This window comes from Rhodococcus sp. PvR044, from assembly GCF_040548995.1.
GTDB classification, from domain to species: domain Bacteria; phylum Actinomycetota; class Actinomycetes; order Mycobacteriales; family Mycobacteriaceae; genus Rhodococcus_G; species Rhodococcus_G oryzae.
In genome coordinates, this window is record NZ_JBEPSX010000002.1 from 126595 (window position 1) to 141350 (window position 14756).

Annotated in this window: 14 protein-coding genes and 2 riboswitches; of the genes, 5 read left to right on the forward strand and 9 right to left on the reverse strand. The window is 67.2% G+C overall.

Features of this window, described 5'->3' with window-relative positions; genetic code table 11:
- Positions 1–19 precede the first annotated feature (19 nt).
- Both ABIC28_RS06745 and ABIC28_RS06750 read right to left on the reverse strand, forming a co-directional pair.
- A complete protein-coding gene (locus tag ABIC28_RS06745) occupies positions 20–514 on the reverse strand; it encodes an SRPBCC family protein (RefSeq protein WP_269588784.1) in 495 nt (164 codons plus the stop codon).
- Complete coding sequence (locus ABIC28_RS06750; RefSeq protein WP_269588785.1) at positions 511–876, reverse strand: hypothetical protein; 366 nt, start codon at positions 874–876, stop codon at positions 511–513. The genes ABIC28_RS06745 and ABIC28_RS06750 overlap by 4 nt, the downstream gene beginning before the upstream one ends.
- A 20-nt stretch (positions 877–896) precedes the next feature.
- On the opposite strand from ABIC28_RS06750, the gene ABIC28_RS06755 reads away from it, so the two are divergent.
- Positions 897–1490, forward strand: a complete 594-nt coding sequence (locus tag ABIC28_RS06755; protein WP_269588786.1) for a TetR/AcrR family transcriptional regulator — start codon at positions 897–899, stop codon at positions 1488–1490.
- Between the two features lie 47 nt (positions 1491–1537).
- Positions 1538–2212 (forward strand): PaaI family thioesterase, encoded by a 675-nt coding sequence (locus ABIC28_RS06760; protein ID WP_354578096.1) that lies wholly within the window; start codon positions 1538–1540, stop codon positions 2210–2212.
- A gap of 42 nt (positions 2213–2254) precedes the next feature.
- Here ABIC28_RS06760 and ABIC28_RS06765 read toward each other — a convergent pair whose 3' ends face one another.
- Entirely contained in the window at positions 2255–2890 is a 636-nt protein-coding gene (locus ABIC28_RS06765) for a formylglycine-generating enzyme family protein (RefSeq protein ID WP_209929191.1), read from the reverse strand.
- Positions 2891–3000: 110 nt separating this feature from the next.
- Between ABIC28_RS06765 and ABIC28_RS06770 the strand changes: the two genes are divergently transcribed.
- Positions 3001–3351: a DoxX family protein gene (locus ABIC28_RS06770; protein ID WP_354578098.1), complete on the forward strand. Its 351-nt coding sequence runs from the start codon at positions 3001–3003 to the stop codon at positions 3349–3351.
- Between the two features lie 53 nt (positions 3352–3404).
- On the opposite strand, the gene ABIC28_RS06775 is transcribed toward ABIC28_RS06770, so the two are convergent.
- The 4 genes from ABIC28_RS06775 to mgtA form a co-directional block, all read right to left on the reverse strand.
- A complete protein-coding gene (locus tag ABIC28_RS06775) occupies positions 3405–4073 on the reverse strand; it encodes an AIM24 family protein (protein WP_077040034.1) in 669 nt (222 codons plus the stop codon).
- Between the two features lie 170 nt (positions 4074–4243).
- Positions 4244–4921: an MspA family porin gene (locus ABIC28_RS06780; RefSeq protein ID WP_354578100.1), complete on the reverse strand. Its 678-nt coding sequence runs from the start codon at positions 4919–4921 to the stop codon at positions 4244–4246.
- Positions 4922–4981: 60 nt separating this feature from the next.
- Positions 4982–5650, reverse strand: a complete 669-nt coding sequence (locus ABIC28_RS06785; protein ID WP_354578102.1) for an MspA family porin — start codon at positions 5648–5650, stop codon at positions 4982–4984.
- Positions 5651–5729: 79 nt separating this feature from the next.
- Positions 5730–8345, reverse strand: a complete 2616-nt coding sequence (gene mgtA, locus ABIC28_RS06790; RefSeq protein ID WP_257017219.1) for a magnesium-translocating P-type ATPase — start codon at positions 8343–8345, stop codon at positions 5730–5732.
- 430 nt (positions 8346–8775) lie between these two features.
- Positions 8776–8949, reverse strand: a riboswitch (M-box (ykoK) riboswitch).
- Between the two features lie 245 nt (positions 8950–9194).
- Positions 9195–9368, forward strand: a riboswitch (M-box (ykoK) riboswitch).
- 718 nt (positions 9369–10086) lie between these two features.
- On the opposite strand from mgtA, the gene ABIC28_RS06795 reads away from it, so the two are divergent.
- Complete coding sequence (locus ABIC28_RS06795; protein WP_354578105.1) at positions 10087–10974, forward strand: DUF8832 domain-containing protein; 888 nt, start codon at positions 10087–10089, stop codon at positions 10972–10974.
- 96 nt (positions 10975–11070) lie between these two features.
- Positions 11071–12462, forward strand: coding sequence for an MFS transporter (locus ABIC28_RS06800; RefSeq protein WP_354578107.1), 1392 nt, complete (start codon positions 11071–11073; stop codon positions 12460–12462).
- Here the strand turns inward: ABIC28_RS06800 and ABIC28_RS06805 are convergent.
- A complete protein-coding gene (locus ABIC28_RS06805; RefSeq protein WP_354578109.1) occupies positions 12426–13046 on the reverse strand; it encodes a DUF4304 domain-containing protein in 621 nt (206 codons plus the stop codon). The two genes, ABIC28_RS06800 and ABIC28_RS06805, sit on opposite strands and share 37 nt — an antisense overlap.
- 59 nt (positions 13047–13105) lie before the next feature.
- Positions 13106–14719 (reverse strand): long-chain fatty acid--CoA ligase, encoded by a 1614-nt coding sequence (locus tag ABIC28_RS06810; RefSeq protein WP_354578111.1) that lies wholly within the window; start codon positions 14717–14719, stop codon positions 13106–13108.
- Positions 14720–14756 lie beyond the last annotated feature (37 nt).

The following is a 14756-nucleotide window of genomic DNA, read 5'->3' on the forward strand; positions in this document are numbered from 1 at the left end:
TCCCTCCGACACCCGCGCCTCACGCCAGGGTGCGCTGCTCCGCTTCGGCCAGCTTCTTCAGAATCAGTAACTGCTTTCGCATCATGACCAGGTCGCCGAGCGCCAGCACCCGCGCGACGACCCACGGTGCACCGCAGTGCATCCGGACCACGAGGCGGGTTCCGCCTCCCTCGGGCCGGACCGCGTAGGTGACGCATATCTTGCCGGTGACCAGCGTGATGTGCCGATCGGGAACGAAGGACACCAGATCGAACTGGGACATGAAGCGTTGCCCCACTTCGAGTTCGGCCAGCTCCGGGTCGCGTCGGCGCGGGCTGCGGCGGCCGAATCGGTCGAGCAGGTCGTAGCTGTAGGGCGCGACGCGCAGCTGACACAACCAGGCGTAGACCACCTGAGGTGATGCGTCGATGCTGATGGCCCGGTCCGCCTGCACCCCGCCGAAGGCCAGCTCGTCACACGGCAGGGGTTGCCCGCGCTCGGCCTCGGTGGCGCCCCAGACGAGCCCGGGGATCATGCCGCGACCGCTATCTGGCGCAGCAACCGACGCACGACCACCTGGTGACCGCCGCTGCCGATCACCAGCGCCCGGTAGATCTTGCCGTGCAGGCCGGGGAACTCTGCCCACGACTGCGCCCGGACCCGAGTACGGCCGGGGCCCTCTTCGTCGAGTTCGAAGATCAGCGCGTAATGCGAGAACCAGTGCCTGCCCGACAGCGCCAACCGGGCAGGCGCTTCGGCCGAATCGAGCCGGAAGCCCCTCGGCGCGGACGGGTCGTCCGGGTCCTTGCACATGACCTCGAGCAACGCCGTCCATGCCCGATCCCGATTCGCGTCGATCGTTCTGGCATGCTGGTCGATGTAGGGCAATCGCTCCATATAGAAGGAACGTACTAGTAATGGCACCACCCCGCAAGCACGACACCGATACGATCCTCGACGCCGCACGCGCACTCGTGCTCGCCGACGGCCCCCGCGCGGCAGGAGTCGCGGCGATCGCCGCTGCCAGTGGCGCACCCGTCGGCACGCTGTACCACCGCTTCGGCAGTCGCAACGGCGTCCTCACCGAAGCGTGGTTGCGCGCGCTCGCCCGCTTCCAAGAGCGCGTGATGGGTGTCGCGGGCGACCAGGACCCCGTCGAGGCGGGCGTCGCGATGGCGGTGGCAGCCGTCCGGTTCGGTCGCGAGCTGCCCGACGATGCAAAGCTCCTGCTCAACCTGCGTCCGAGCGATCTGCTCGACGGCGGCCCCGATGCGGAGTTCCGCGGTCGCCTCGACCGGATGAACGCGCCGTTGTTCGAGCACCTGCGGCGCCTGGCGCGCGACCTCCTCGGCACGGACGGCGACCGGGAGATCGACGCCGTCAGCCGTGCCGTTGTCGACCTCCCGTACGCCGCGCTGCGCCGCCACGCCCACGCCGCCGAGCTGCCCCAGTGGCTCGACGCCGACCTGGCCGCGACGGCACGCACGCTGCTGACCTCGTACCGACGCTGACGCACCCGCTGGGCCGGCATTCCGCCGGCAACCGATAACGTGTTCTCATGAACGAACAGCAGGTCGGCGACTCGCTACCCGATCAAGAGCATCACGAGGGCGGGTTCCGGCCGATGTCCGAGCTGATCAACGCCCGCGAGGAACAGGGTGCCGACATCACCCGGGGTGGACCGCACTACGGCGAGTTCATCGAGCAGGTGCGCGGCCTGATGGATCGCGCGCGGCTGGCCAGCCCCTCCGACGAGCTGGCGCTGGAGACGATCGGCGCGCTCAAGCAACTCAACGACAAGCTGGACGCCGCCGTTGTGAACGAGTGGTCCGCGCCGACATGGACCAGGTTCGATCTGCCCGGTCGCGGGAACATCACCCTCCCGCCCTTCATGATCGATCACGCCGACGCGAGCGGCGTCGACGCCCGCATCACCTTCCGCACGTACCACCTCGGCGGCAACAATGCCGCGCACGGCGGGCAGGTGGCCGTCGGTTTCGACGACCTGCTCGGCATGGCCGCCGCGATGCACGCGGGGTCGGTGACCAGGACCGCGTCCCTCACCGTGGACTACCGATCCGTCACCCCGCTCAACACCGAGTTGACGGTCCGCGCCTGGGCCGAGCGCCAGGACGGTCGCAAGGTCTACGTGCGCGCCACCATGCACGACGGCGACCGGCTCTGCGCCGAGGCACACGGCCTGTTCATCGTGCTCAAGCCCGGGCAGGCCTGAGTCGACAGTTCCGTCGAGGATGCTCTCGGTGGGCCGTCGCGGCTATCCGCGAGCGACGCGAAACCCGACATCGTCGATCCGGTAGGTGGGGTGACTCCGCCGCCGGGCTGACGCCCGGCAGCTCCAGTGCTCGTCGAACCAGCCGCCTCCGCGCAGCACCCGATAGGTTCCGTACACCTCGGCGTCGTAGAGGTCCCAGCACCATTCCCAGACATTGCCCAGGGTGTCGTGCAGGCCCCACGCGTTCGGCTGCTTCCCACCCACCTCGTGCGGCGCGCCGTCGGAATTCTGTCGATACCAGGCGATCTCGTCGAGGGGTCCGTGCCGCGGACCGGTCGTCCCGGCCCGGCAGGCGCGTTCCCACTCGGCCTCGGTCGGCAGCCGGTACCCGTCGGCCCTTGTGTCCCAGGTGACGTCGTCATCGACTACGCGGTAGGTGGCGGCGAGGCCGGCCTGCTCGGACATGGTGTTGCAGAACGTGATCGCGTCCCACCACGACACGCCCTCGACCGGCAGTCGCGCACCCCGGGTCGCCCCGGGCCACTCGCCGGTCATCTCGGCGTACTCGCCCTGGGTCACGGGAGTGGCGGCGATCTCGAAGGCACCGACATCGACGCGCCAGCTGCGGCTGGTCCGCCGATCCGAGAGGGTGACGTCCCCCGCGGGGACGGCGATCATCTTCATGGCCGGTCGGCTCCTTGCAATTCGTTCATCGGGCGCTGTCACATTCTCGGCGTGGGGGCCGTCATGGTGGTGAGTCCATTCGAACCCGATGAGGAGACAATCCGATGAACACCGCCTTTGTCATCGTCACCATCCTGGCCGCAGCGTGGGTCGGCTACTCGGCCGCCGCCGTCTTCTTCCGCACCGGATGGGTCGTGGAAGCCCTGACCGACTACGGCGTCCCCGAGTCGTGGTGGCCGTGGCTCGGCGCCGCCAAGGCCGCCGGGGCGGCGGGGCTGCTGGTCGGCCTGTTCGTGCCGGTGATCGGGGTCCTGGCCACGATCGGCCTGTTCCTCTACTTCGCGGGGGCGGTCATCGCCGTGATCCGGGCGCGCTCGTACGCCCACATCCCGTTCCCACTGCTGTACCTGGCGCCGGTGCTCGTCGCCGCTGCGCTGGGATATGCAGCCGCCTGAGCACGATCTCCCGGTCGGCACGGCGGGGCCGCGGCCGACCGGGGAGGTCCGGGTCAGTGCTGCGGGATGGGGTGGCCCTCGGAGGCCTGCACGACGACGAATCCGTTGCCGGTGAGACACAACTGGTACGCCTCACCCGAACCGCGACCGATCGCGGCGGACATCTTCGCGGTCTTGCGGATGGTCGACTGCAGCCCGGTCGACCACACCACCGCGCTCTGCATGTCGACAAACGTGGGGGTGTCCACGTTCAGCACCACGGGCGTGCCGTAGACGTTGATCGCGAGCACACCGCGCCCGCTGAAGGTGGTGTTGAACAACCCACCGCTGAGCATCGACGCACCCTCGACCCGATTGATGTCCCAGCTCAGCGAGCTCTCGAAGGCGAGAACATTCGTCCCGTTGACGGTCACCGACTCGTCCTCGAGTTCCAGCAGGAAGATCTCGTCGGCGTCGCGGGCGAGGAAGACGTCGCCGCTGCCGGACACCTTCATCAGCGACATGCCCTCGCCGGTGAGTGCCTTCTTGAACAGTTTGCCGAGGCCGCCGCTGCCCTGATAGGCGAAATCGACGTCACCCTGGTAGGCGACCATCGACCCCTGGCGGGCGAGGAAGTGCCCACCCGTTCCGGCCAGGTCCACCTTGAGCATTCGGGAGTTCTGGAGCACGAAAGTCCCCGGCTCACCACTACGTTCCGCGTTCTTCATCAGGTCGCTACGCATGCTCCCGATGCTAGCCGAATACGATTCCGTCCGGGGCGGGCCAACTCGTCGCGACGACCGCCTGAACTCTAGAATCATTGGAGCACTACCTGTTTGGTTGAGCGCACGACTCCGGGGTAGAAGCTGCATCGCCTCCCACCCCGGGGTCGTGTTCGCAACCCGCCGTTCGGTCAGCCGATGCTGAAGGGCTGTCCCCAGAGGGTGACGGTGCCCTTGACGTTCTCGGTGTCGACGGTGACGTTGACGTAGGAGCGGGCCTGCGCGTAGCCGGCGCAGCCCTCGACGCCCATGGTGGAGTCGGCCCAGGTGACGCTGCCGGTGGCGCCCTCGAAGGAGTGCTCGCCGGAGTGCGACTCGCCACCGAAGTCGTCGGCGGACTCGAGGTCGAGGATCGGGAAGCTCGCGGCCTCGCCGGGTCCGATCGAAACGGTGCCCGCGCCGCCTGCGGTGGGTTCGGCTGCGCCCGTCCACTCGGCCCCGATACCGGCGTCCGCTCCGGTCTCGCCGCCGAGGGTGAGCTGACATCCCACGATGTAGCCGGGCTCGATGAAGCCACCCTCGGCGCCGGAGCCACCGGAGATCTCGACCTTCGCCGAGCCCGACACCCACACGTTGCGGTGCAGGGGAGTCGACCCCATCGACGGCGACACCGTCGCGGACTCACCGGTCATGGTGACGGTCACCTCGGTGCCGTCCGCGAGCGTCTTGGTGACGGTGCCGCCGGGCAGCGGCACGAAGGTGTCGGCATTCGCCGCACCCGCCGAGAAGAAGCCGACCGCAATCGCGGCGGCCGCGCCGACGGCGGAGATCCGCAGCCCGCGACGCAGGCCGATCGTGCTGGAGTTCATGAATTTTCCTCTGAGGGTTCAGGTATCGAGTTGAGGTGTGGACTGTGCGCGCCGCAGGCGCTATCCGATGCTGAAGGGCTGGCCGTACAGGGTGGTTTTGGAGTAGTCGTTTCCGACGATCTCGACCACGGTGTAGGAGCGGGCCTGGGCGAAGCCGCCGCAGTTCTGGATCTCGAGCTGGGTGTCCTTGTACTGGACGGCGTACTTGCCGTTCTTCTTGATGTCCTTGCCCGCGACACCGACGAACTTGACCTGGCCAGCCGAGACCGGGACGGTCAGCGAACCGGAGATCGAGGGACCGGAGAGGTCGATGCCTGCGCCGATGGAGCCGCCGAGGCCGGTGATGTCGACCTGGCACCCGACGATATAGCCGGTGCTGACACGGGAGACCCCGTGCGTGGACGAGTTGTTGGTTCCTTTCCCGTTGGTCGCACCGTTCGAGGGTCCGGCCTCGCCGTCGTCCGGGGCGCCGGTGACATCGGCGGTGACCGTGCCCGAGACCCACGCGGTGCGGCCGGCACCGTTGGCGGCCAGCGACGGGGAGATCAGGGCGCTCTCCTCGGTCCGGGTGATGACCGCACCCGGACCTGCCTTCTGCCCGTCGGGCAGCGGCACGAAGGTGTCGGCATGGGCGGCACCGGTGGACATCAGTCCGATCGCGATGGCTGCGGCGGCACCGACGCCTGCCCGGTGGGCGAGACGGCGCGCACGAGAGTTGTTCGTGTTCATGGATTTCCTCTTGACGGTCCGCAGAACGGACATTGATGGGACATCGTGGGCGTCGGGTTGGCACGACGGCCGTTGCGGCTCACAGCCAGCCGCCGAAGCGGCGGATGAACCAGACCTTGACGCCCTGGGTGAGCACGCAGTACGCGGTCAGCGTCAGAATCAGCCACGGGAAGTAGGACCACGGCAGCGGAACCAGGCCCAGCGCCTGACCCCATCCGATGAACGGGAACACCAATCCGAAGACGCAGACGAGCCCGGTGGAGATCAGGACCGGCAGAGACGCCCTCGACTGGATGAACGGAATACGTCCCGTCCGGATGATGTGCACGATCAGCGTCTGCGAGATGATGGATTCGATGAACCACCCGGACTGGAACAGCGCGGCCTGCTCGGGGGTGTTCGCGGCGAAGACGAACCACATTAGCGCGAACGTGGTGATGTCGAAGATCGAACTGATGGGACCGATGAAGACCATGAACCGGGTCAGGCTGCGGGTCTCCCACTTGCGCGGCTTCTCGACGAACTCGCGGTCCACCTTGTCCCACGGGATCGTCAGCATCGCCATGTCGTAGACGAGGTTCTGCACCAGCAGCACGGCCGGGATCATCGGGATGAACGGAAGCAGTGCGCTCGCGACGAGGACCGAGAACATGTTGCCGAAGTTCGAGCTGGCGGTCATCTTGATGTACTTGAGGATGTTGCCGAAGGTGCGGCGCCCCTCGACCACGCCCCGCTCGAGCACACCGAGGTCCTTCTCGAGCAGGATGATGTCGGCCGACTCGCGGGCGATGTCGGCGGCGGTGTCCACCGAGATGCCGACGTCCGCGGTGCGCAGGGCCGGTGCGTCATTGACCCCGTCTCCGAGGAATCCGACGGTGTGTCCATTCCGCTTGAGCGCGTCCACGATCCGTGCCTTCTGAAGCGGGTTGGTCTTCGCGAAGACCGTGGTCTCTCCGACGATCGCATCGAGGCCGTCATCATCCAACCGGTCGATCTCGGCGCCGGTGATGATGGACCCGACATCGAGACCCACCTTCCCGCAGACGGTCTCGGCGACCAGCTCGTTGTCGCCGGTGACAACCTTCACCGCGGTCCCGTGGGCCCGAAGCGCTTCGATCGCGGCGGCGGCCGAGTCCTTCGGCGGGTCGAGGAACGTCAGGAAGCCGACGATCGTCATCTCGGTCTCGTCCGCCGTCGAGTAGTCGCGCATGGCACCGCCCGGGGCAGCCGGCAGACGCCGGGTGGCGAGGGCCAGGACCCGCTTGCCGAGCCCGTTCTGCTCGGCGACGAGCCGGTCGAGGGCCGAGAGCAGGCCCGGCGTCAGCTCGTGGGTTGCGCCGTTCATCTCGACCGAGGTGCACACGGAGAGCACCTCCTCGACGGCGCCCTTCATGATGATCAGGTCGGCGTCGTCGTCGTTGACGACCACAGACATCCGCCGGCGAGCGAAGTCGAACGGGATCTCGTCGACCAGGCCGTGCTCGCGGCGGATCCGCTCGACCAGGTCCGGGCCCGCGGCCTCGACGACGGCGCCGTCGAGGAGATTGCGCAGCCCGGTCTGGAACACCGAGTTCATCGTGGCCAGACGCAGCGTGTCGGCACTGAGCCTGCCGGCCGTGTCCAGGTGCTCCTCCAGCACGATTCGGTCCTCGGTGAGAGTTCCCGTCTTGTCCGTGCACAGCACGTCCATCGCACCGAAGTTCTGAATGGCATTGAGCTGCTTGATGATCACCTTGTGCCGCGACATGTACAGCGCGCCCTTGGCAAGGTTGGCGGTGACGATCAGCGGAAGCATCTCCGGCGTCAGCCCGACCGCGGTCGCGACACCGAACAGCAGCGCCTGGCTCCAGTCCTTGGTGAGCCCGTTGATGATGAAGACCGCAGGCACCATGATGACCATGAAGCGGATCAGCAAGAAGCTGACCTTCTTCACCCCGATGTCGAAGCTGGTCTCGGGACGGCTGGTGCCCAGCCCCTCGGTCATCGCGCCGAAGTAGGTGTCGTCCCCGGTGTGGACGACGACCGCGGTCCCCGAGCCGGACACCACCGAGGTGCCCATGAACGCGAGGTTCCCGGCCTCGAGGATCCGATCGGGTTCGAGTCCGGCCACCGGATCGCCCGTCTTCTCCGCGGACATCGACTCGCCGGTGAGCATCGCCTGGTTGACCTGCAGATCCTTGGCGCGCACGACCCGCATGTCCGCGGGGATCATGTCGCCGGCAGCCAGCTGGACCACGTCCCCTGGCACCAACTGCTCGATGGGGATCTCGGCGGTCACCACCGTCTCGCCCATCTGGCGGGTGGTGGAGACCGTGGTGCTCACCATCGCCTTGAGCGCCTCAGAGGCCCGCCCCGACCGGTACTCCTGCCAGAACCGCAACGACACGCTGACCAGGATCATCACGCCGACCGTGCTGATTCCCATGTAGTCGGGGCCCTCTTCGGGGTCGGCCAGGTAGACCTCGGTGATGTACATGATCACGCCTATGAACAGCAGGATCAGGATGAACGGATTCTTGAAGGTGGCGAGGAATTGCACAATTGCCGGCGCAGGTCGGTCGTGACGAACCTCGTTGCTGCCATGCCTGCGGCGCAGCGGGTCGATCTGGTCCGCTCTCAATCCCTTTGGAGTGGTGTGCAGTTCGGCGTACACGCCCGGCTGACGCAGGCGGGTGATCCCGGCGAGTGCCGCCATCTGACGGTCGGGGAGAACAGCTTGACTATTTCGTTTGGCAGCATTGCCCGGACGCCTCGGTGGCGCCGAGACACTGGTTTCTGACATGACAGATCTCTCGGTCGTGCACGAACTCGCTAGTGTTCGGGCACGACGAAATAGGCTCTGCGACTACGACTGTCGCGAGCATGATCGCGGCAAGGTGCCGCGCGTGGAGGTCCGGCGATGTCCGCGACTAGCGGGCGCGATGGACACCGGCGGTGAGGAATCCGGGCGGGGCCGGATATCGACTCGGCGGTTCGTCCACGGTGGTCACCTCCCGGGCTCGGACGCGGGCACGTCCAGGAGGGACGAAGCTCCGCGATGGTGTTTCCACAGCACAGAAGGGCAGGATCGAGGTCGCGACGCGACCGCGTGTGAATACCGACACGAACGAGTCGCGCTGCCGAATTCGACACCCCCACGTACGAGTTTTGGCACTGCACGACGTGTCCCACCCCACTGCGGGAAGCCACTTTGGGTCACCCCTTAAGCCGGGGAGACCTGTCCTGACCTTGGGCGTCTCTCGACGTCGTGAGATCAGTGGCCTGTGTTCGTGCAGACGCCTCACCTAACGAGGTGCTGCGCCGACAGGCAATCATTGCGGGCGGAGGATGTCAACCTGCGTGCCACAGATCACCGCTCTGCACGACGCACCGGCGCACGCTTCAGGTCCTATGTTGATCCAAATATTGTTGTGCAACTGTAGAATTGAACAAGCAAGAATCGAAATACATTTCGCAGCAATATTTTCCGCAATCGGAATGATCTTGGTGCACCGTCGTGCTTGCGGTTTGACATATATCGCGGGTGTCGGCACCATGGTCGGCGTAAGCACCTCGCTAGGCGAGGCTCCTGCATGAACACAGGCCACTGATCTGACGACGTCGACAGACGCCCAAGGTTAGGACAGGTATTCCCGGATTAAGGGTCTATCCCAAGTGGCTTCTCGATCGTATCGGGACACGTCATGCAGTGCCGAAGCTCTGACGAGAGGGGTGCCCGACCGGGACAGTTGTCGACCCGGCGCCCTCCCCGTGTGCGAGTCGACGCCCGCGTGCGTCCGGTCTGCGAGGAGGTGAGGAACGCAGTGAGTATCAGAGATAGTCCGTATCCGTGTAGGACTTTCATTTCGTTCCGAACCGGCCCCGGCGCAGCATCAGCCTTCTGCGACCTGACGCCTTCGTAGCCCGATCCCGGCCTGGGCGTGAGTACTCCAGTTGCCTCGACCGAGTTCCGGCACGGCGCCAATTCGACGGACCTGCATCGTCTCTGCCGTGGGGCCGGCTCCTCCGACAGGAGAAGACCGCGGCTTTTGTTATCACGCAACCTATTTCGTCGGCACGCGAGTCCGCGATGCTGCACACGATTCGACGCGCGGCAACCCGACTGTGGGGCCGGCGCAACCTGACCCCGCAGGAACGCGCAAACCTGTACGCGTCGCGAACACCGGTGGCGGTGATCACCGCCTCGATGGGCGGGCACCCGCACCCGGGCGGGGCGCGTCACTGGTGACGCCGCCGATCCCACCCGAAGGCTCCGCTCCGCCCCGATTCAGGGCGGAGCGGAGTCAGCGTCAGGCGGGCTGACCTCGTCCGGCCGGCTCCGATCCGCGATCCGCGATAGCTTCCCATATGACCTGCGCCACACTTTGCCTCCTTGCACATACCCCCAGGGGGTACTAACTTGGTCGACGGAACACCACACGACGAGAGGCCGAGACATGAGCACCAACACGCATGGCGACCACCAGGCTGCGCACACCGATCACACTGCTCACCACCACCACGGGCATCCGGCGGCCGCGGCGCACGCCGGCCACGGCGAGGGCGACCACACCGCCCACGCACACCACACCCCGGCCGACCACCACGGTCACGGCGCGAGCGGGCCCGGAGGTCTCCAGATCACACAGGACGGATACACACTCGACCTCGCCGAGACCATCGTCGGCCGGGGCGACGTCGACTTCCGGTTCCGCGTCCTCGGCCCGGACGGCCGACCGGTCACCGATTACACCCCGATCCATGACCGTGACCTGCACCTGATCGTGGTGCAGCGCGAGCTGACCGGGTTCTGGCACGTGCACCCCGAACTCGCGGCCGACGGCACCTGGTCGGTTCGACTGAACCTGCCGGAGGCTGGGTCCTACCGCGTGTTCACCGACATCTCGCCCACGCCGCTCGGGCGGACGATCACCCTGGGCGCGGATCTCGCCGTCGCGGGCGCCTACGATCCGCGACCGACGCCGAGCGAGACTCGCACCGCGGTCGTCGACGGCTACGAGGTCATCCTCGAGGGAAATCTCGCCCCCGGAGACGGCGAACTGCTGTCACTCACCGTGCGCAAGGACGGCCGGCCGGTCACCGATCTGCAGCCCTACCTGGCCGCCTTTGGTCACCTGGTGGTGCTCCGAGCCGGTGACCTGGCATACATCCACGTTCACCCGAACGGCGAACCCGGTGATGGGGTCACGGCTCCCGGACCCGACGTCACCTTCCACACGGCGGTGCCCGGTCCCGGGACCTACCGACTGTTCCTCGATTTCAAGCACGGCGACACCGTCCGCACCGCGGCGTTCACCCTCGTGGCCACCGCCCACCAGCACTGAAACCCAGCCCCGGAGGAGGCCCATGTTCACCTGCAGTTGTCGGCGAACCCGTGACCCACCCCTGCCCATTTCAGACATTCGAAGAAAGTGTTCGCGATGCGAAAGCCGTTGATCACATCTCTGTTCACCAACCGCGACTACCTGCGACTGTTCACCGCTCAGGTGTCGGCCCTGTTCGGTACCGGTTTGACCACCGTCGCACTGGGACTGCTCTCCTATGAGCTCGCCGGTGCCGATGCGGCCGCCGTGCTGGGCACCGCGCTGACAATCAAGATGTTCGTGTACGTCACGGTCGCGCCGATAGTCGCCTCCTACGCCGACCGCTTTCCCCGCCGGCTCTTCCTGGTCGAGCTCAACCTTATTCGCGCCGCGGTCGTGCTGGCGCTGCCGTTCATCGACCAGATCTGGCAGATCTATGTGCTGATCGCGGTGCTGCAAACCGCCTCGGCCGCGTACACCCCCACCTACCAGGCGATCATCCCCGACATCCTGCCGGACGAGCGCGAGTACACCAGAGCGCTCTCGGCCGCACAGCTCGCCGCGACGATGGAGACCCTGCTGAGCCCGATGCTGGCCGCCGCGGTCCTGACCCTCATCAGCTTCCACTGGTTGTTCGTCGGCACCGCAATCGGATTCGCGGTATCGGCCGTCCTGGTGATCGCGACCCGCATCCCGAACGCCCGTTCCGCCACCGCGGACACCTTCCGGGACCGGATCGCGGTGGGCATGCGGATCTTCGCCGCCACGCCACGGCTGCGCGGTCTGCTCGGCCTGAACCTGGTGGTCGCCGCGGCCGGTTCGGTGATCATGGTCAACACCGTCAACTACGTCCGTGACACGCTCGGCGGTTCCCAGTCGGGAGTGGCAATGCTCCTGGCCGCCAATGGGTTCGGCACGATGCTCGTCGCGTTGTCGCTGCCGCGGTTCCTCGACCGGCTCGGCGCCCGGCCGGTGATGTTGACCGGTGCCGCCACCCTGATCGCGGGACTCGGAGCAGCTGTCGCCCTGTCGGTCGCCGATGCGGGCGACTGGCGCTGGGGCGCGGCGATCGCGGTGTGGGCCGTGGTCGGCGCGGGTACCGCGGCGGTGCTCACCCCGACCGGGCAGGTACTGCGGCGCTCGTCGCAACCCGCCGACCGGCCCGCGCTCTTCGCCGCCCAGTTCTCGCTGTCGCACCTGGCCTGGCTGCTCACCTACCCGATCGCAGGGTGGCTGACCGCCGCCGGTCTCACCACCACCTGGATGACGCTGGCCGTGATCGCAGGCATCGGGATCACCGTGGCCGCTCGGATGTGGCCGCGTCATGACCCGGCGGAGATCACCCACCTGCACGAGGCCGGGACCATCGACGACGCCCGGCTGGCCGACGCCGTCCGCGTGGGGGAGCGTCTCTACCGGCACACCCACGTGTACGTCATGGACGCCGAGCACAGGCGCTGGCCTACCGCTCCCTACCCTCGTTCGCGGTCGAGGATGGCCACGTCGTAGGAGTCCGCCGCTTTTCGGAACTGCTCCTCGAGGCGCGGCCAGCGGTCCTCCGCACCGAAACGGGACCGCGCTCTGATGTACTGCTCGCGTGCACCGGACTCGTCGCGGGTGGCGAGTCGATAGCGGAGGACGTCGAAGTCGATGTCAGACCCCACGGACTGGGCGATATCGTCGGGGCCGCGAAGCTGACCCATCACAGCCAACGCACTGGTGAGTGCCGCGCGGAGCTCGTCGGCGGCCGCGGGAACGTCGGTGTCGGCGTGCACGGTCACGTGCGGCCCGATCCCGGTCGCGATGCTCTCGATCCGGCGCCGGTACTGGCAGTCGACCTCGGACGGTCGCTGCTGGGGTGTCCGTCCGATGACCCGGTCGAACTCCACCGAGTAGACACCGCAGTTGACGTAGAACCGGATCGACTCGTGGCTGTTCCCCGCCGACCGCTGCAGGTTGATGACGTCGACCAGACCATCCCGCTCCCGCGTGAAAGTCAGCTTTCGCTTCCGGAATCCCTGCTCCTTCAGTAGCGGAACAGCACTCTCACCGAGAAGAGTGGCAAAGGCATGTTCAGCGGACGGATGCTCCATTCGACCATGCTCGCAGACCCGGCGGCCGGCGGTCAGTCGACCACCGGCCGCAGACACCGTCAGAGTCCGTCGGCTGTGACAAACTGCTCGCGCAGAGTGAGCTTCTTGAACTTGCCGGTGGCCGTTCTCGGAATGGTCGAGACGAACTCGAACCGTTCGGGGAGCTGCCATCGCGCAAACTCGGTCGACAGATGCTCGCGCAGCAGCGCCGGATCCGCCGTCATACCGTCCCTGAGCACGAGCACCGCAAGGGGACGCTCGCCCCAACGCGGGTCGGGCACCGCGATCACCGCGGCCTCCGCCACCGACGGGTGCGCCATGAGATGGTTCTCGAGATCGACCGACGAGATCCACTCGCCCCCGGATTTGACCAGGTCCTTGGAGCGGTCGCAGATCCGGATGCAGCCGCGATGGTCGATGCGGACGATGTCGCCCGTGCGGAACCAGCCATCATCGGTGAAACTGTCTGCGCCCTTGCCGTTGTGGTAGCCGGCCGCCACCCACGGCCCGCGCACCTCGAGCTCGCCCATGGCGCGGTCATCCCACTCGATGAACCCGTCGTCCTCGCTGCGGGCTCGGATGTCGACGAACGGCATCGCGACACCCTGCCTGGCTCGGAACGCGTACTGGTCGTCTTTCTCGCTCTCGTCAAGGTCCGCGGGGAGCCGGCTGACGGTGCCCAGCGGTGCGGTCTCTGTCATTCCCCAGGCCTGGACCACCGTCAGACCGTGGCGGTCGTATCCCTCGAGCAGGCTGCGCGGCACCGCCGCCCCTCCGACGATCAGCCGGTCGAGGTGGCGCAGGTCCCAGCGCTGCGGTTGGGAGTCGAGAGCGTCGAGCATCGCCATCCACACCGTCGGCACCCCCGCGGTCATGGTGACCTTCTCGTCCGCGATCAGGTCGAGCACGCTGACCGGGTCCAACTTCGACCCGGGCAGGACCAGCCGCGCGCCGAGCAGCGCGGCCGCGTACGGGAGACCCCAGGCGTTGGCGTGGAACATGGGCACGACCGGAAGCAGGGTGTCCTGCGTCGACACCCCCAACGCGTCGGGCAGTGCCGCGGTCAGCGAATGGAGCACCAGCGCCCGGTGCGAGTACACCACGCCCTTCGGGCGCCCCGTGGTGCCGGACGTGTAACACATTGCGCCGGCGCGTCGTTCGTCGAGAACCGGCCACTCCATCGACTCGGCCCCGTCGATCAGCGCCTCGTAGTCGAGCATCCCCTCCGGCGCCGACTCGCCGTGCGCGACGACGATGACGTGCTCGAAACGGTGAGCATCGCGGAAGCCTTCGAACGCATCGAGCAGCGATTCGTCGACCACGATCACCCGGTCCTGTGCGTCGCCGACGATGAACGCGAGCTCGTCGGAGTGCAGGCGCGGGTTCAGCGTGTGCACGACCGCCCCCATCGCCGGGACCGCGAAGTACAGCTCGAGGTGCTCGGCCTGGTTCCACAGCAGCGTGGCGACCCGGTCGCCGTCGCCGACGCCGAGTTCGGCCAGCGCGGTGGCGAGCCGGCGCGCCCGCCGGGCACACGCCCCGAGAGTGGTCCGGGCGATGCTGCCGTCGGGGCGGCGTGAGACGACATCCTTTCCGCTGTGGAATCGCTCGGCTCGCTCGACCACCGCGGTCAGCGAGAGCGGATAGTCATCCATGGTCAGGCCGTTGATCACGTAACACTCCTAGATGGGGGCAGAATTCGGCGAGGCG